This window comes from Niallia sp. FSL W8-0954 (assembly GCF_038005605.1).
GTDB classification, from domain to species: Bacteria; Bacillota; Bacilli; order Bacillales; family Cytobacillaceae; genus Niallia; species Niallia circulans_A.
The window spans coordinates 1,528,431-1,545,922 of record NZ_JBBOTN010000001.1; the positions used below are offsets into that span (position 1 = coordinate 1,528,431).

The window sequence follows — 17,492 nt, forward strand, 5'->3', positions numbered from 1 at the left end:
GGATGAAATGGATAAAAATAAGCAGTCCAAGAAATAGACCGGAAAGAGAGATCGGCTATTTCTATAGGACTTACACATATCAGTCATTTTAGCTGATTTAAGTTTTACACCACAAAATTTAAGTTCACGACAATCAAAATAGCAAACAAAACTGGGTTCATATTAATGTAATGATCGTGGAAATATATAGAATTAAGCAAATGTTATGCCTGCATATTCCCTTTTTTCCCGAGGCTATGTTTGGTCTTTGGTATAAGTGAGCTATTATTTAATCGTATTATTTTTTATTTGAAATGCAGGTGATGCTGCTAGGATGGAAGTTAATTCGATAAGATCATCAATAACCATATCTGCTTGCTTCATTTCGTCATCTTTAGCAAAATCAAAATTACAACCGACAGATAGAAGGTCATTTTCTTTTGCAGCTTTTATATCAGATAAGCGGTCTCCCACAACAGCTGCTTGAGTAATTCCATGCTTCTTAATAATCCTACAAACGAGGTCAGACTTATTCAATGATTCAATGTCCTGAATACTGCATGTTTCTGTCACCCATTTATCCAATTGATAATATTCAACGATCGCTTGCAAGTATGCTGTTAAACCATTACTAGCGATATAAATAGAAATATCATTTTCCTTTAAATAGGAGAAAACTTCTTTGACATTTGGATATAAGGCCCCTTTGCCTTTTTTTATATTTGTCACTAATCGTTCGAGAAAATAAGCATCTATTTTTTCTCTTAAGCTAAGGGAATGATTAGGCAGTAATGTTTCCCACACAATCGGCAATGGAACACCCATAATTTCGCGGTATTTATCAATAGGTGTTTCTCCATCCCATTGATGAATCGAGCGCAAGTAATGAAAAGTATCATCTAAAGATATTTCTAAAATTTTGTCTGTTTGAAAGAGTGTACCATCCATATCAAATATTATTGCTTGAGACAACTCCCTTTCCCCCTTTTGAAACTTTATGTATTTATGTACAGTTTAACATAAACCTAATAAACCAAAGATTCTTATCAATTCTAATCTGTTTATTTTTCTTCTAGTTCTATTCTACTAAAAAAATCGGCAAATGGATGGAATTACATGATTTTGTTAAAAATAACTTTTAGTAATGATTTCTCTTTTATTATCCATAGATGGAAAAGGTGTAGGTGAGTATGGACAACTATAATAATGACAATACAGCAAGAAGATATAGAGCACATGTAAGTACGCTTGGTACTACACAAATTCACCTGCGAAATCCTTATATCATTGCATGGTGGAGTGCAGCTTTCCCTGGATTTGGTCATCTTTTATTATCCAAATATCTGCGAGGATTCGTTTTATTTATTTGGGAAGTAGTAGTAAATGTAAACAGCAATTTAAATTTGTCGATGATTTATTCCTTTCAGGGAGAGATTGAAAAGGCTAAAGAAATCTTAGATACAAGGTGGTTACTCATTTATATCCCAGTTTATATATTCGCTATTTGGGATAGTTATCGAACGACGGTAGATTTGAATAAAATCTTTGTGTTGGCAGAAAGAGAGGAGCACCGCTTTAATTCATTTAGTATCGGTATCATGGAAATCAATTATCTTGATAAAAGAAATCCTCTCATGGCTATCATCTGGTCCCTATTTATGCCTGGTTTAGGGCAATTATACATTCATAGAGTAATAACTGCATTCTTTGTTATCATTTGGGGCGTTGTGTTTTTTTTATTTATCTCATGGACTAGAAGCTTTGTCCTTATTGTTTTTGGGAGAGATTAAACAAGCGACGGATGTGATTAATCCAGAGTGGCTATTGTTTTTTCCATCTATTTATGGGTTTGCAATATTTGATTCTTATATAAATACGGTAGAAAACAATAAGCTATATGATAAAGAACAACGTTTCTATTTTAGGGAGAAATATCAATCTTCGTCTTTTCAAGTATTAAAAGGGCAAAAGGTGAATTAAAGATGCAATTATTTTCGACATTTGAACACTCAGTTTTTATAGAAATGGCACTCAGCACATTAGAAAAAAAGGGGATAAAAAAAGAAAATATATTTGTTGTTCCACTTGATAATAGAACCGAGCAACGAAAGATTTTTGATGACTTGCATCGATCAGACGGAACTTCTCTTATTGATATAGGTGTTGCATTAGCAACGGCATTATCTGTTGTGTTTGCAAGTATAGGATTTAAGCTTGCATGGGGGCCGATATACTGGGGACTAATTGGTGCGGCAGCTGGCTTTTTACTAGGATTTGTTATTCGTCTTTTTACAGAAATTATAGTAAAAAAGAAGAGAAGATTACTGAAGGGATTCCAATCTGAAATAATTGTTATTGTTGATTGCGAAGAGTCGCAAGGGGAGATGATAGAGAATGTATTATTTAGCCATTATGCTTTAGGGGTAGCGAAGGTAAAAGCAAAACAGTAGAGGAGAATCTATCTATTCTCCTCTACTGTTTTTAATGTTAATTTTTTAAGAAATCTGGCTGAATGAAGCTAGGGTTCGGGTATTTGTAGAATCCTTCTCCTGTACTTCTGCCTAATTTACCTTGATCAATATAGTTTGTTTTTAATAAGTGTGAAAGCTTTATATAAGCAGGGTTACCAGTAGCTTCCGCTTTGCCCTTTACGATATTGTAAGCAGTAGTAATACCAATTACATCTAGCATTGCAAATGGTCCAAGCGGCGCTCCTGTACCAATCATCCATGCTTTATCGATCGTTTCAATTTCTGCGACTTCGTTCACAAGTAACATTTCTGCTGATTCTAATAGAGGAACCAATAAAGAGTTTAATACGTAACCTGGTTGTTCCTTTTGAATCGGTAAAGCCACCATTCCGATACTTTTAGCAAAAGCAATCACTGTCTGAAATACTTGTTCCTCGGTTGTTTGATGCTTCATAATTTCTGCTGTGTTGTTCTTCCAAATTTCATTAGCGAAGTGAAGTGCTAGAAATTTTTCTGGACGACCAGTTGCTTCAGCAAATTGGCTTGGCAGAAGGGTAGAAGAGTTCGTTGCAAAAATAGTATGCTTCGGTGCTACTTTTGCTAATTCCTGATAAAAGTCTCGTTTAATTTGGACTACTTCTGGTATTGCTTCAATGACTAAATCTGCTTTCTCTGTTGCTTTTCCTAAATTGGTAGAGTAGAATAGGCGGTTATATACTTCTTGTAGCTCTTCTGGTGTTGCATCTAAATCTCTTTGATAAAATGCCTCTAATTGTTTCATTCTATTTTTAGACTTTTCTAGTACTTCATCATTAATATCATAAACAGCAACTTGAAATCCTTTATATGCCGCTTGAAAAGCAATTTGACTTCCTAATACGCCACTGCCTGCAACGGTGATCTGTTTAATATCCATGTTGTATGCTCCTTTTTTCAACTAATTTGCCCATATGTACCACTTCTTTCAATTCTTCTTTTAAATCTACGCAATTATTAAAATCTTGTCAACTTGAGTATGGTACAAATATATTATTTATTTCCCATTTATTTCTTATAATTCCCTCTTTTTTACTGTAAAATCCATTTTCTTTTCCGATATAAAGGAAAAGGACTTAGTAGGAGGAAAATCCATGCTTTTTAAAAAAGGTGTCAAAGAGAAAGAAAATAAAATTCAGCAACTCATTGACCAAGAAATAAATAAAGTATCAATAGATATTGAAAAAGGTTCAGATTATGAGATGCAGCTAAATGTTATTGGTTTAGAAAGAGAGGATTTAGCGTTATTAAAAAGCATTCAACCAATCGTGGCAAAGCATCTACCAGCTATTAGAACAGAATCATTTCATTTTTCACATGAAGGTATGTCTAAAATTATTGATACTTCCAGGATTGGAATCTCAACAGAAGACAGCATGAAATATTTCTTATCTTTTTTTAATGGGAAAATTGATCGGGAATACGTGCAAAGAAGAGCAATGTTAGCGCAAATGTATGTGAAAATAGGTGTGGAAATTCGCTGGTTTCTTTCTGTCTATCACTTGTTAATGACAGAAATTATGATAAAGGTCAACCAAGAACTACAGTTAAATGAAAAAGAAGCTACTATTTTATTTATGGCCATTTCCAAAATATTCAACCTAGAAAATCAACTAGTTATCGATTCCATGCATAATGCCCAAAAAAATATGATTGCTAAAAAAGAACAAGAAGCGAAAATAGATATTAAGAATTTTGTCGGAGGATTTGTGGAAAACTTGGCTGCTATGACAGAAGAAACGGGCGCTTCTGTTGAGCAAATTGTAGAACAATCTGGTCATATTGCTACAAGTGCTAAAAAAAGTTTAGCTAGTTCTATCGAAATGGAAGAACGATCAGAAAATGGAAAGCTTCAACTAGATAAAGTAATTAAAAATATGCAAGAGCTGAAGGAAGATATTCAACGAATAATGAAAACGATTGATGAGTTAGAAGATAACTCAAAGAAAATCGGTGGAATTGTCAATGTTATTACAGGGATTGCCGATCAAACGAACTTACTTGCACTAAATGCAGCGATTGAAGCAGCACGAGCAGGAGAGCATGGAAAAGGATTTGCGGTTGTCGCTGATGAAGTAAGAAAATTAGCAGAACAAACAAAGGACTCTTCTTCCAGTATTACAGAACTAGTCCAAGGTACTATTGCACATATCGCTAATGTGATTGAGCAAATTAGTACCATTAACAAAGTAGTTGATACAGGTAACCACGAGATTAAATTGACAACAGATGTTTTTGATAACATTTTAGGAAGCAGCAGAGATAATAATAAAATGATCAAAAGTACAGAAAATGATTTACAATTGCTTATTCAATTACTAGAGGAGATTAATCAAGCGGTAGCGAAAATGGCAGTATCTACAGAGGAACTGAATGAAACTGTGGCAGGATTTTGACCTTGACATAAAGAAAGAACGAAAGCAAGCAAAGATGCTTTCGTTCTTATAATAATTCCTTTTTTAACTGAGCAGCCGCAAAAATGGCATTTTTATCCTTCAAAATATCGCCAGGTTTATTGCCATTTCCTAAAATATACCCTCCAAACTCAATCCCCATAAAATCAAAAATATGTTGAAATTGCTGGATCATTGGTATCCCTTTTATAGTGGGATTATCTCCACCAACAGACAGAACATAAGCTTTTTTTCTCGCCATCTTCGCTTTGAAATCAGGAGAGCTTGAATCTCTGAGTGAGTGAGACCAGCGATCAATAAAATTTTTCATTAAACCAGACATGCTGTACCAATATATAGGAGTAGAGAAGATTAATATATCATGAGGAAGTATGCGATCTACTATTGAATTGTAGTCATCCTCTCTTTCTTGAAATCCTTCTAAAGTGTGGCGCATGTCCATTATAGGAAGGATAGTATACTCTCTAAGCAGAATAGTATCTACCGGAATACCTTCGATTACTTTCTCAGTCAGGAGAGCTGTATTCCCATTGGGACGAGTTCCTCCATCAATAACAGCAATTTTTTTCATGGATTTACACCCTTTCCTATTCATTTATATTAATCATATATTGGATGGGACGAATAATAAAGATGAATATTTAGATAGGTGTCATCGAGAAAATTGATAGTAGAATGAAGCGATCAAACAGAGTACAACTATATTTAAACGGTAGTGGAATGAGTACGATATTCAGTTGGTGTTAGTCCGGTTACTTTTTTAAAGGATGCACTAAAATAATATTGATTGGAATAACCTACTTTTTCACTGATCTCCATAATTGGTATACTTGTAAAAGACAAGAGTTCTTTTGCCTTATTTATTCTTAGAAATGTAATATATTTAGATATACTGGTATTTTTAATTTTCTTAAAAATAGATCCAACATAGGATGGACTCATATTAATATGATTACTGATCGTATTTAAGTTCAGCGTTAAATCATTATAATGATTCTCGATATATTGTATGATCTGTTCAGCAATCTGGCTATGTTTAGAATGAATAGATTGTTGAATTTTCTCGCTAGTAAGAAGACAAATTTTTTCTAGATTTTCACAAACTTCTTCTACCGTGTTAAATGTATCCAAGATAGAAAAGGTATGCGTTATTTTCTCCACAATTTCCGTATCTTTAATTTCAACTTCGTAAAGAAAACGCAAAATTTTTGACAGAATGGATGAAATGTATGAAAGAATGCCATTTTTATTATAATATACACTAGACCAGTTGTTTTCTATATAGGCTAGAAATTCTTTAATTCCCTGTTTGTCTTTTTTGGAGATTAAATTAATTAGTAATTCTTCATCCTGTCTTGATAGAAAAAGAGGAGGAGAAGCAGCTTGATGTATTTCTTCCGTCGAATATATATTATTGTCTCCAAAAATAAATTTATATTCTGTTGCTTTTTTTGCATTTCGATAGGAATTCGAAATTTCCCAGATAGATTGTACCGTATGACCGATTCCTATTGTAATCGTCAAAAAATCAAACTGTTTCTTTATCGTCTCGAAAGCTTTCATAACATGGGTACTTAATTTATGGGGATATTGCTTTTGACCAATAATAAAAATGATTCGTCCCCCTTGATTTATAGTATAGACATCTTCAGAGGCGAAGTAGTCTTCTACAGCATGAATCAGTTGAAAAGTATAGAGATGATATCGCTCTACTCCGAGGCTGTTCATGTAGTCTATATGTTTACTTATCTCTAAATAAATACAAATGTATCGCTTCTTTGTAAATTGCAAATTTAGGTAACTAGCTTGATTTTGAAGCATGTATTCTGCATAAGTTGGACCAGCATTAATAAGGTTTAAAAAGAATTTCTCTTTCAATATTGGTTGACTATGTTTTAACTGTTCCATCGTTTCTGTTTCTTGTTGAATATTCCGTAGTACTTTTTGAATGACAGTAGTGAGATAATCATAGTCAATTGGCTTTTCGACATAGTCACAAATATTAAGTCTAATTGCTTCCTGTGCATAAACAAAATCATCATAGGAACTGATAAATATAATTTTTATAAAAGGAAATCTTGTTAATATAGATTTTGCCAATTCGATTCCAGTTATTTCTGGCATTTGAATATCGGAAATAACTAAATCTGGCTGGGTTTTTTCTATTTCTTTCAGTGCTTCTATCCCACTAGCATATATCCCACAAACGGTCGCTCCAATGTCTTCCCACTTTATGTTTTTATAAATACCTTCTAAACAAACGGTGTTGTCGTCAATCATTATAATTTTTTTCATTTTATCCTCCTAATTCTTCAAAAAATAATTCTTCCGATATCATTTGGTGGATAGTGAAGGAAACTAGAGTACCCTGTGGATGTAATCTACTTATTTGTATTGTCGGCTTTTCGGATGAATATAAAGATAATCGATAATTTACATTGCTTAGACCAAAATGATTTGTACGAAAAGCGTTATTGTTTAGAACCTGACATAGTGTTTCTATTTTTTCATCCGTAATTCCTCGCCCATTATCTTGGATCGTAAATTGAATAGCATCATTTTTATAGGTAATAGAAATTTGAATGAATAATGGTGTGTTAACATTATTCATTCCATGGTGGATACAATTTTCCAAAATAGGCTGCAGAACAAATTTTGGAATAAGAAAATTTTCAATTCCTTCCTCTTTCTCTATCTTCCAATGAAATTCCATGCTTTTGTTTAATTTTTCTAACTGGAGATAAACTTGAGCAATTTCTAGTTCATCCTTTATTAGGATAAGTTCATCGCCTTTCTTTAAAATCATCCGGTAGAAATGCGCCAATTGGGATATCATTTTATTTGCATCATCTATTCGACCAAGGGTCTGACAAGTTTTAATAGAATCAAGCATGTTATATAGAAAGTGAGGGTTTATTTTAGATTGCTCTAACTGATATTTCATTTTTTCTTCTTGTATTTTGAAATTTAAAATAGCATTAAAATTGGTATTTATCGATTCTGTCATATTGTTAAATGTTATTGCTAATGAATCAAATTCATCTTTAAATTCCTTTTCTTTATCTATAGGCAACTTAACAGAAATAAGATTATTGTTATCAAGAGAGATTGATTTAATCGTTTTAGCTATTGTTCTTATTTTTTTACTTAATTCCTTGGAGATGAATAAACTGCTGACAATGCTAATGATGATAACTAGTATGACCGCTGAAATTAAGATACTTATAAGGACTATAGTATTTTTAACAATATAGCTTGTTGGAACTTCTGTAACAATATACCAGCCAGTTATTTCGTTACGTTTAAAAATATACTGGTTATTCTTGATTTTAAATGGCCCTTCATTCGTTGCTATTTTGTTAAATATCTTTTTTTTCATTTGCTGGCCGATTAGCTTGCTATTATTATGTGCTAAAATAATCCCGTTTTGATCAATTAAATAGCTATTAATAGAAGCGTCAGTAGAACTTTCATCAAGTAATTGATTTACTTCCTGTGCATCTAAATCAAGAAAAATGGCATAATCTATTGTTTTTGTGTCTTTCTTTTGATAGGTGATAAAACAAGTTAAATACCTTTTCTTTTGATAAGACTGGTTTACCACAAAGGGCTCATTAATATTCTCAGATAGAATCCATTCTAGCTTGTTCGTATTAATAGATAGTTGCTGCTCGTTTATTCCACGTTTATGTAACTCACTTGTAGGAAAGAAGGTAATTCCTTCATCACTGAAAAGAAATTGTGGGTTTATATAAATGGTGATATTATCCAACAAGTAAGCTTCTTTTAAGTAAATAATATTATTCCTAACCGTACTATATGATTCTAATTGGTCCGATAACTTTTGTGGTGGTTGAATTACTAACGGGTATAAATAATTCTGAATTAAACTGGAAGCATTTTTCATCTGCTCAAAACGATTAGAAAGAATCACATTTAATTGATTACTTGAATAAGAGATGGAATCAAATATTTTATTTTTTGCAATATTGTAAGACAGAAAATAAGAGAGAACGCTTAAAGAGATTAATGGGATAATGGAAGTAAGAAGAAAACTCCATAAAATCTTCTTTTGAAAACTAGTAAAGTATCTTTGAAAAAGTTTCTTTAAATAGAAGTATAGACGCATACAATATTTCTCCCCCTCCATTCAGAAACCGCTTACTTTTTATCCATAAGTTTATCTAGAAAAGTTTATTAAAGCAATAGATTTAAAAAATATAATCAATCAACAAATATTATATTTTTTAGATGAGAATTTATATTTAAGTGTTTTTTTTTCTTTTATATAATGAGTTCGAATATGTGAAAGCGTTTTATAAAAAGGGAGGTTAAGGGAATGCAGAAATCAAGAAAGTGGTACAGTATTGTTTTATGCTTAATGATTGTAACAGCAATTTTCCTAACTGGCTGTGTCGGAGTAAATAACACAAGTTCTAATGCTGATCAAGCTTCCGGAGGCGAAGGGAAGGCTGAAGGAGAGACTATTACTTTAATGACAAATGATTCAACAAAGGCAGGATGGTCTGTTTATCAGAAGAAAATAGAAGAGGCTACTGGAGTAAAGTTAAATATTATTGTTACACCTACCAACCCAGATGATATGGTAGCCAAAATGACGACTATTCTTTCTTCAGGTGATAATACAATTGATTTAATGCATGTTAATGATGAATTAATTACAGCCTTTTCGAGAGCAGACTATCTAGAGCCCTTAGAGAAAGAGGTTATGACTCCTGAGATCGTAAAGAATTTTTCTGAGCAATATATAAAGGATATACCGACTTATAATGGGAGCATCTTTTCCGTGCCTAGCTACTTAGAAATCTTAGCATTTTGGGTGAATAATGAATTATTGAAAAAAACAGGCATGGAGGCTCCAAAATCAAAAGAAGAATTTCTTGAGTACGCAAAAGCGGCAACAAAAGATGGTGTATATGGTTATGGAGGCTCATGGGAAAAAAGTTATGTTTTTAATGAAATTGGTACTTTTGTTAATCTTTTTGGCGGCGATTATTTTGATTGGACCAATCCAAAAACAAAAGAAGCATTGCAGTTTATGTATGATTTAGCACACAAAGAAAAGGTAACCCCGATATCCCAGCTTGCTGATATCTATGACCCTATGAATCAAAAATTTATTGATGGGAAATATGGAATGCTATTTATGTATACAGGTGCAATTCCTACATTTGAAGAAGCTGGGAAATTTAGTCCTGAACAATTAAATATAGAGCCAATGCCAACTTTTGAGACAAACGATGCCTTTATTGCTTCCTGGCATTATGTATTAAATAAATCTTCTGAGAAGAAAGCTGCATCAAAAAAAGTACTGCAATATATTGCTAGCCCTGATGGACAATTAGCATATAGCGAAATGTCTGGGAGACTTCCAGCACGTCTCGATGTAATTAATGATCCTAATTTTACTGTCAAAGGATTAGAGAGTGTCAAAGAATATATCAGCAATAGTACGTTGAGAGGTAGACCTTTAGTTCCTCAGGCTATGGAGTTTGTTAATGGAATTGGAGCGATATTCCAAAAGTTTATTTCTGATGAAATAAGTTTAGATGAGGCAGTAGAACAAGCTCAAAAGGAAATTGCTCGTTTAGCCAAGTAAGTACAATCTTGAAACAAATGAAGAGGATCAAATTTATATAGAATTTTGGTCCTCTTTATGGAAAGGGGCTATAAAATGAAGACTGTTCTTAATAAATCCTTTCAAAACAAGTTAGTTATTGCTTGGATTTTGATACTACCAGTATTAATTATTAGAGGATTTACGATTATTTATCCCATTATAGTTACCTTTATTAATAGTATGTTTGAAATTAATATGTTTAAAGGCGGAGTTGCAACATTTATAGGATTTCAAAACTTTTTTGCTATTTTTAAAGATGATAAGATTATTACTTCATTAGAATTCACATTGATTTTTACCATCATATCCATGATCTTTCATGTAATCTTAGGTATATTCTTAGCCGTTTTATTAAATCAGAAGTTTAAAGGAAGGAAGTTTTTACGAACAATTGTTTTAATACCATGGGCGATGCCTATGGTTGTAACAGGGTTAGCAGCAAGATGGGCATTTAATGATAGCTATGGTTTAGTGAATGATTTAATACGAAGAATCTTTACTACATTTCACTTCGATTGGTTAATTCACCCAGAATCTACAAGAATTGCGGTCATTTTGGTGGACTTATGGAAAGATGTTCCTTTCTTTGCGATTCTCGTTTTGGCGGGACTTCAGTTTATCCCAGAAGAGATTTATGAATCGGCTAAAATGGATGGTTCAAATGTGGTTAGAACATTTTTCTCTATTACGATTCCCCTAATAATGAAGAATTTGTTGACATTATGTATCTTTTTCACCATGTGGCGAATTGTTAGCTATGATATTGTCTATGCCATGACTACTGGAGGACCTGGTGATTCGACGAGTTTACTAGCATATAGAATTGCAGTAGAAGCTTTCACGAACTTAAATATTGGTTATGCCTCTGCTATAGCAGTACTTTTATTTTTGATGATGATTATTATCAGCAGTATAAGTTTATTAGGGATCAAGAAAAATGACTATTAGGAGGTATGTAAAGAATGAATATAAGGTCGACGAAGAGTTTTTATTTTTTTCTTAGATGGGGATTGACCTTTGTTGTAGCAATTATTATCTTGCTGCCTCTTTACTGGATTTTTATTTCATCTATAACGCCAAAGGGTTCTCTATTCCAAACTCCTATTGATTACTTTCCTAAGACCATTACTTTTCAAAACTATCAAGATTTATTTATTCAATTGGGAATTGGGGAAATGGCGATTAATACATTGTTGATTACTGGTTTATCTTTAGTTGCTTCTATTATATTTGGTACGGCAGCTGCATATGGATTTGCCAGATATGATTATTCAAGAGGGGTTAGCTGGGGATATAAATTGCTGCTGTTTTCAGCACTAATCCCACCAGTTATAACTGCGCGACCGCTATACGATTTTATGAAGTCGGTACAATTGGTCGATACCTATTTAGGGTTAACCATTTTATATACGAGTTCCTTGCTCCCGTTCTCTGTTCTAATTCTATATAATTTCGTGAAACAAATTCCTCCGTCTTTGGAAGAAGCTGCTCAAGTAGATGGAGCAAATTTTTTACAAGTATTATTCAAAGTATATTTTCCGCTGATGAAGCCAGCTATAGCTACTGTTAGTATTATTAACTTTATCCAATGTTTAAATGAGTTTTTTACCCCTTTATTTTTTTCTTACAAAATTAAAGTATTAAGTGTGGGGATTACAACGATTCCAAGAACAAGTAATTTTGAAGTTCCATGGGATTTAATAAGTTCTATGGGCTGGTTCATTACTTTACCTATTATTTTATTTGTGATGATTTTTGAAAAGAACATTATGGAAGGAATTATTGCTGGAGGAGTTAAACAATAAAAAAATTGGAGTGATACGATGTTTAATGGACTATCTACCTTACCTATTTTAAATAATGGAAGAACAAGAGCAATTAATGCGGAAAATCCTACAGGTGAAAAAGGAGGTGGAGGGAAGGCAGCAAGTAATCTTGGGCCTTCGCGAAAAGGGGCTCCGTGCTTAAGAGACATTAAATCAGGCGAAGTAAAAGTATTAGCTGAAATAGATGGACCGGGTGTAATTGAACATATTTGGATAACGGTTCCTGCAAAGATAAATGATAAAAATCCGTTTGTATTAAGAGATATTATTATTAGAATGTATTGGGATGATGAAGAGAATCCATCAGTTGAAAGTCCATTGGGAGATTTCTTTTGCTGTGGATTTGGGCAAGGGTGTTTAGTGAATTCCATGCCTATAGCTGTTAATCCAAATAGAGGAATGAATAGTTATTTTTCTATGCCTTTTCATAAAAAAGCACGCATTACGATCGAAAATCAATGCGAAGAAGCAATTCCTGCCTTTTTTTATCAAGTAGACTATTGCTTATATGATACTTTGCCAAAAGAAATAGCTTATTTTCATGCCCAATGGAGAAGACAGAGTATTACTGAAAAAGGACAGGATTATATTATTTTAGATGGTGTGAAAGGAAAAGGGCAGTATGTTGGTACGTATATGGCATTATCTACATTAGAAAGATATTGGTGGGGAGAAGGGGAGGTAAAGGTTTTTCTAGATGGAGACAAGGATTACCCGACTATTTGCGGAACTGGAACAGAGGATTATTTTGGTGGTGCTTGGAGTTTTGCAACATACGATGAGCATGGCAAAATGGATGAAACAACTTATTCTACACCTTTTTTAGGCTTTCCGTTTTATGCGAAACAGGATAATACCGTTGTTAATCCTTACCATAATGATGATGTACCGCCAATGCGTGGATTTTATCGCTGGCATATTATGGATCCTATTCGCTTTGAAGAGGAAATTAAGATAACAGTACAACAAATTGGTGTTAGCCATCGTGGATTGTTTGAGAGACAGGATGATGTTTCTACTGTTGCTTATTGGTATCAGACATTGCCCCATAAGCCATTCCCTGTTTTCCCTTTAAGAGAAGAACGATGGCCACGATAAATATATCATCCCTAAATTAGAATTAATTTGCTCTCCAAGAATGTAAATCCTCTAAACGGTTAAAATAACAAGAACAACTTTTAGGAGGGTTAATAATGGAAGACACAGGTAAATTCGTGGAAAAACTTAAGGATGATCAAAAGAAACAGGAAAAAAATAAAAAGCATGGTAAAGGACATCCAGAGGCTAAATTACCAAATAAGCAGCACTAAAAATACATGCTAAAGAACTGCACCTCATCTTGTTGACAAAAGGAATTTAGGAAATGCAAATGGAATTATTATGCATTGATTGGAGTGGAAGGGGTGAGACTCCTGTGGGATCTGCGAGACAGTCTGAGACCCTGCAGGCCTTTAGGTCGAAGCGGCTCAGCGCGAGCCCCACGGAAAGCGAACCCCTGCAACGGAAATCAATTCTTATTTAAAAGAATGTATATGTATAAACTAAGACAAACTCCTAATTACTGAATTAGGAGTTTGTCGATTTTCTGACTGCATCTTTATTTAGGTTGCAGTTTTTTAGGGTACTATTCTCTTTCTTTTTCAAAAAAATCCTTATTGCTATCACGAATTGATAGCAATTTGCATACTTTAACAAAGGATATAGAGGAGAAAGGAAGAGATGGAATGAAAATTGAAAAAGTCATGACATATTACGGATATGATTTGATGATTAATGAAATTTTACATAAGAAGTGTCTGAAGTGTAAACAGTGGTATAAATTTGATGGGGAGTTAGGTTATTGTAATTCATGTATAAGGGAGCTAGATAAAAAAAGACAGCGTTCTTTTAAACAATAGATTTGTTGGCTTTTACTATTCCGTTCGTAATCAAGTTTCTATTCCGAGCTTCAAAAACATGTCCTATTAAACATCCCACTGCATATAATGGTAGTAAATTTTGCTATTGGTGGGAGGAGTATATGTTATCGTTCATTGAAAAAGCAGTTCTCGGAATGGTTATCCTAAGATTATTATCAGGAAGCATAGAAATTACTGCAGCACTTTTGATGCTGAAGGCAAATGAAATAGAAAAAGCACTTATAATCAATAGCTCATTAGCAATAGTTGGTCCTCTTGTACTTATAGCAACTACCTTTATTGGCTTATGGGGTTTAACAGATAAAATATCCTTTGTTAAAATGATGTGGATTTTATTAGGAGTTGGGTTGATTATATATGGGGTGAAAAGCGAATAATGAATATAAATTGCCTTTTTTCTCCTTGTCAGGTGGTCAAAAGGCAATTTATTTTGCTTTTGTTTTGGAAGAATATCGCAAAAAAAAACATTAGGACATAATGACTTCCTTCGAAAGAACATTTTCGATTTTCCTAAATAATTTTTGGATTTCCTCGCCTTTAGAAATATTGACATTTATTTCACTCAGGCAATGCTCTTTAATTAAATCTATCTTTTTCTTTTTGTTCTCAGCCTCAGCCCCATCCTCTTCGCTTTCTTTGCCGTTAACATTTTTTAATAGCTGTTCATTTCCATGGTGATTTAATATCCAAAAGGTATAAGTTAAATTTGGTTTTTTTTCCGGATAACTGAAAAATAGGACAAAGTGAATAAAAAAGTCTTTATCAAAATACTGTAATGTGCCTCTAAGATAATTCTCTTCATTCTTACTAGAGGAAAGAGAAGTGCGAAATCCTTTTTTTAATCCAATTTGTTCTATTTCATCCAAGATGTATTCGATAAATAATTTCAATTTTTTTCCTCCGTTGTTCAAGTTTTATAACACTTAGCTAATGTATTTTCTCCCTCGTCAAGTGTTTGTATTCTAGAAATAAACATATTTTGTAAGACGGAATAACTTCTCCATGTACGGATAATCTAACTAAAGATCCCTAAAAATCATAAAATATAATGGAATACGGATGTATAGTAACGGAGGTATTGTTTGTGGAGAAAAAAAATACAAAAATGACTGCAGTAGCGATTGGTTCTATCCCGCTCATTATGACACTAGGAAATTCCATGTTAATACCAATACTGCCAAAAATGCAAACGGAAATTAATCTTTCTGCTTTTCAAGCTAGTATGACGATAACAGTTTTTTCTGTAGTTGCCGCTTTTTTTATTCCCATTTTAGGTTATTTATCGGACCGCTTTACACGAAAATCTGTTATTATTCCTGCTTTGTTTTTATATGGAGTTGGAGGAATATTAGCTGGATTTGCTGCAGCGAAATTTTCTCATGCTTATACATGGATTTTAGTAGGACGGTCTTTACAAGGGATAGGTGCTGCTGGAACAGCGCCGATAGCAATGGCATTAACGGCCGATTTATATAAAGGAGCGAAAGAAAGTAGGATTTTGGGACTTGTGGAAGCATCCAATGGATTTGGGAAAGTACTTTCTCCTATACTTGGTTCTGCCATTGCCTTAATTGTTTGGTATGGCGTATTTTTTGCTTTTCCAATGGTTGTATTAATTTCTATTATCTTGTCATGGATTTTCATTAGAGAGAAAGAACATAGTAAAAAGCCTCCATCTCCAAGCAAATATATAAAAGGGTTAGTAAGTGTTTTTAAACATGAAGGAAAATGGTTATTTACGGCATACTTAGCAGGGGCAACCTGTTTATTTACTCTCTTCGGTATTCTTTTCTATTTATCAGATACTTTAGAGAATACGCATAAAATTGATGGAATTATCAAGGGGTTAATATTAGCAATTCCCTTATTAATAATGTGTACAACATCCTATATTACAGGAAGTAAAATAGGAAAAAATCAAAAATTAATGAAAAAGTTAATCGTTCTTGGTTTTATTTTTGTCACTGCATCTTATGCAACCTTAAGTTTATTTAAGAGTCTTGTTCCTTTTATAGCAGTCCTTGCAGTCAGCAGTGTTGGAACTGGTTTAATTTTGCCATGTATTAATAGTTTTATTACAGGTGCTGTTGGCCAAGAAAGAAGGGGATTCGTTACCTCCTTATATGGTTCTGTGCGGTTCCTGGGAGTTGCAATCGGACCGCCAATTTTCGGAAGGTTGATGGATTGGTCTCGGATAGGTATGTTTTTATCAATAGCTGGATTTACTTGTCTCGTTGGTCTTCTAGCTTTGTTATTAATTAAAGTAGAGGATAAAAAACAACCGCAGGGAGAAAAAGGGAAGAAAGACAAAAAAGAAGCGGATGCAAAAGAAGTTATTCCTTTTTTAGAGCCTATTGAAGGAAGATAATAAGGATGTTGGGGATTATCCCGACATCCTTATTTTTTCCGCCAGGCAAAGGCAGGGCCAGGTATAGGTAGTCGGATTCTTAAATTATAGAGATAGGCAACAATCTGTGTGGATAACCATTGACAGATGAGGGCTTGTATCACAATTTGCCAATCGATAATATAAGCAGTGATAACAAATATTACCCCATTTATCCAAAATAATGGTCTACCTGGATTAATATTTCTATATTTGGAGATGATTAAAGCAATAACTCCGATTCCGCCATTCGATACACCTTGCCTTAAAAGTATGCCAATTCCCGTACCGAGTACCAAGGATCCCATAAGCATATCTATCCACACATTGGAAAAGGGTGTACTGAAATAGGCTTGGGAAAGATTAACGGCTATTGAAGTGATCGTAATTCCAAATAATGTTCCAACTGCACTGCTGCCGCCTAAGAAATGGAGGGCAAAAAGGAGCATAGAAGAATTGATTATCCAAAGAATAATACTTAGGGGAATGTTGAAAAAATAATGAAAGAGAACAGTTAAACCGCCAGCTCCTCCAGAAGGGATAGAATTTGGAAAAAGGAATATACCCATTGCACATCCTTGTATAATCGCTCCAAGCAAAATGAAGGAGTATTGTCTACATATTCTTCTAAATCGATAAGGTGAATAAGTTACCGGCTTTTTTTTTCTCAAAAAAATCATCCCTCATTTAGTATGCATGTCCACTATAATAACAAGTGTATGCAGAACCATGAAAAGGAATGACTTTTATTAGAGGAATGGGGAGTTTTTCTTCCAAGAGACTGTTCGCTTTAACTGATGGTCAGTTGATGGGGGTATCT

At 33.5% G+C, this 17,492-nt stretch carries 15 protein-coding genes and 2 pseudogenes; 10 read left to right on the plus strand and 7 right to left on the minus strand.

The annotated features are described in order from the left end of the window. Positions 1-264: 264 nt before the first annotated feature. Positions 265-966, minus strand: a pseudogene (locus NX902_RS07570) (HAD family hydrolase); the annotation flags it as partial. A 203-nt stretch (positions 967-1,169) separates the two neighbouring features. On the opposite strand from NX902_RS07570, the pseudogene NX902_RS07575 reads away from it, so the two are divergent. Both NX902_RS07575 and NX902_RS07580 read left to right on the plus strand, forming a co-directional pair. Further along, positions 1,170-1,959: pseudogene (locus tag NX902_RS07575) on the plus strand (hypothetical protein). 2 nt (positions 1,960-1,961) lie between these two features. Beyond that, positions 1,962-2,429: a hypothetical protein gene (locus NX902_RS07580; RefSeq protein WP_095332169.1), complete on the plus strand. Its 468-nt coding sequence runs from the start codon at positions 1,962-1,964 to the stop codon at positions 2,427-2,429. A gap of 37 nt (positions 2,430-2,466) precedes the next feature. Here NX902_RS07580 and NX902_RS07585 read toward each other — a convergent pair whose 3' ends face one another. Next, positions 2,467-3,366, minus strand: a complete 900-nt coding sequence (locus NX902_RS07585; protein ID WP_095332171.1) for a 3-hydroxyacyl-CoA dehydrogenase — start codon at positions 3,364-3,366, stop codon at positions 2,467-2,469. Between the two features lie 214 nt (positions 3,367-3,580). On the opposite strand from NX902_RS07585, the gene NX902_RS07590 reads away from it, so the two are divergent. Further along, positions 3,581-4,882 carry a globin-coupled sensor protein gene (locus tag NX902_RS07590; protein WP_095332173.1) on the plus strand — a complete coding sequence of 434 codons (1,302 nt, stop codon included), beginning with the start codon at positions 3,581-3,583 and terminating at the stop codon, positions 4,880-4,882. A gap of 46 nt (positions 4,883-4,928) precedes the next feature. On the opposite strand, the gene NX902_RS07595 is transcribed toward NX902_RS07590, so the two are convergent. The 3 genes from NX902_RS07595 to NX902_RS07605 all read right to left on the minus strand — a co-directional run bounded on the left by NX902_RS07595 (position 4,929) and on the right by NX902_RS07605 (position 9,029). Further along, positions 4,929-5,471, minus strand: a complete 543-nt coding sequence (locus NX902_RS07595) for an NAD(P)H-dependent oxidoreductase (protein WP_163186122.1) — start codon at positions 5,469-5,471, stop codon at positions 4,929-4,931. 134 nt (positions 5,472-5,605) lie between these two features. Further along, on the minus strand, positions 5,606-7,195 hold the full coding sequence (locus tag NX902_RS07600; protein WP_095332177.1) for a response regulator: 1,590 nt from the start codon (positions 7,193-7,195) through the stop codon (positions 5,606-5,608). A gap of 1 nt (position 7,196) precedes the next feature. Beyond that, positions 7,197-9,029 (minus strand): histidine kinase, encoded by a 1,833-nt coding sequence (locus NX902_RS07605; RefSeq protein WP_163186125.1) that lies wholly within the window; start codon positions 9,027-9,029, stop codon positions 7,197-7,199. A gap of 210 nt (positions 9,030-9,239) precedes the next feature. On the opposite strand from NX902_RS07605, the gene NX902_RS07610 reads away from it, so the two are divergent. From NX902_RS07610 to NX902_RS07635, 6 genes are all read left to right on the plus strand, one after another. Beyond that, the gene (locus tag NX902_RS07610; RefSeq protein ID WP_341160677.1) at positions 9,240-10,520 is read left to right on the plus strand and encodes a sugar ABC transporter substrate-binding protein; all 1,281 of its coding nucleotides are present in this window, start codon (positions 9,240-9,242) and stop codon (positions 10,518-10,520) included. Positions 10,521-10,595: 75 nt separating this feature from the next. Continuing rightward, positions 10,596-11,489 (plus strand): carbohydrate ABC transporter permease, encoded by an 894-nt coding sequence (locus NX902_RS07615; RefSeq protein WP_204259854.1) that lies wholly within the window; start codon positions 10,596-10,598, stop codon positions 11,487-11,489. A gap of 14 nt (positions 11,490-11,503) precedes the next feature. Next, positions 11,504-12,346: a carbohydrate ABC transporter permease gene (locus tag NX902_RS07620; protein WP_095332185.1), complete on the plus strand. Its 843-nt coding sequence runs from the start codon at positions 11,504-11,506 to the stop codon at positions 12,344-12,346. A gap of 18 nt (positions 12,347-12,364) precedes the next feature. After that, positions 12,365-13,465 carry a glycoside hydrolase family 172 protein gene (locus NX902_RS07625; RefSeq protein WP_095332187.1) on the plus strand — a complete coding sequence of 367 codons (1,101 nt, stop codon included), beginning with the start codon at positions 12,365-12,367 and terminating at the stop codon, positions 13,463-13,465. A 95-nt stretch (positions 13,466-13,560) separates the two neighbouring features. Then, positions 13,561-13,677 carry a DUF4023 family protein gene (locus NX902_RS07630; protein WP_082138277.1) on the plus strand — a complete coding sequence of 39 codons (117 nt, stop codon included), beginning with the start codon at positions 13,561-13,563 and terminating at the stop codon, positions 13,675-13,677. 710 nt (positions 13,678-14,387) lie between these two features. Then, entirely contained in the window at positions 14,388-14,663 is a 276-nt protein-coding gene (locus tag NX902_RS07635) for a YqhV family protein (RefSeq protein WP_095332193.1), read from the plus strand. Positions 14,664-14,753: 90 nt separating this feature from the next. Here the strand turns inward: NX902_RS07635 and NX902_RS07640 are convergent, their stop codons facing one another. Further along, positions 14,754-15,176 (minus strand): hypothetical protein, encoded by a 423-nt coding sequence (locus NX902_RS07640; protein ID WP_095332195.1) that lies wholly within the window; start codon positions 15,174-15,176, stop codon positions 14,754-14,756. 188 nt (positions 15,177-15,364) lie between these two features. On the opposite strand from NX902_RS07640, the gene NX902_RS07645 reads away from it, so the two are divergent. Further along, positions 15,365-16,654 (plus strand): MFS transporter, encoded by a 1,290-nt coding sequence (locus NX902_RS07645; RefSeq protein WP_235850314.1) that lies wholly within the window; start codon positions 15,365-15,367, stop codon positions 16,652-16,654. A gap of 29 nt (positions 16,655-16,683) precedes the next feature. Here the strand turns inward: NX902_RS07645 and NX902_RS07650 are convergent, their stop codons facing one another. Then, positions 16,684-17,343 carry a YitT family protein gene (locus NX902_RS07650; protein WP_235850315.1) on the minus strand — a complete coding sequence of 220 codons (660 nt, stop codon included), beginning with the start codon at positions 17,341-17,343 and terminating at the stop codon, positions 16,684-16,686. Between the last annotated feature and the right edge of the window lie 149 nt (positions 17,344-17,492).

Coding starts and splice junctions, on each gene's coding strand:
- NX902_RS07585 (WP_095332171.1), bottom strand. CDS start 3,366: ATGGATATTAAACAGATCACCGTTGCAGGCAGTGGCGTATTAGGAAGT.
- NX902_RS07620 (WP_095332185.1), top strand. CDS start 11,504: ATGAATATAAGGTCGACGAAGAGTTTTTATTTTTTTCTTAGATGGGGA.
- NX902_RS07595 (WP_163186122.1), bottom strand. CDS start 5,471: ATGAAAAAAATTGCTGTTATTGATGGAGGAACTCGTCCCAATGGGAAT.
- NX902_RS07630 (WP_082138277.1), top strand. CDS start 13,561: ATGGAAGACACAGGTAAATTCGTGGAAAAACTTAAGGATGATCAAAAG.
- NX902_RS07610 (WP_341160677.1), top strand. CDS start 9,240: ATGCAGAAATCAAGAAAGTGGTACAGTATTGTTTTATGCTTAATGATT.
- NX902_RS07600 (WP_095332177.1), bottom strand. CDS start 7,195: ATGAAAAAAATTATAATGATTGACGACAACACCGTTTGTTTAGAAGGT.
- NX902_RS07580 (WP_095332169.1), top strand. CDS start 1,962: ATGCAATTATTTTCGACATTTGAACACTCAGTTTTTATAGAAATGGCA.
- NX902_RS07615 (WP_204259854.1), top strand. CDS start 10,596: ATGAAGACTGTTCTTAATAAATCCTTTCAAAACAAGTTAGTTATTGCT.
- NX902_RS07605 (WP_163186125.1), bottom strand. CDS start 9,029: ATGCGTCTATACTTCTATTTAAAGAAACTTTTTCAAAGATACTTTACT.
- NX902_RS07635 (WP_095332193.1), top strand. CDS start 14,388: ATGTTATCGTTCATTGAAAAAGCAGTTCTCGGAATGGTTATCCTAAGA.
- NX902_RS07590 (WP_095332173.1), top strand. CDS start 3,581: ATGCTTTTTAAAAAAGGTGTCAAAGAGAAAGAAAATAAAATTCAGCAA.
- NX902_RS07625 (WP_095332187.1), top strand. CDS start 12,365: ATGTTTAATGGACTATCTACCTTACCTATTTTAAATAATGGAAGAACA.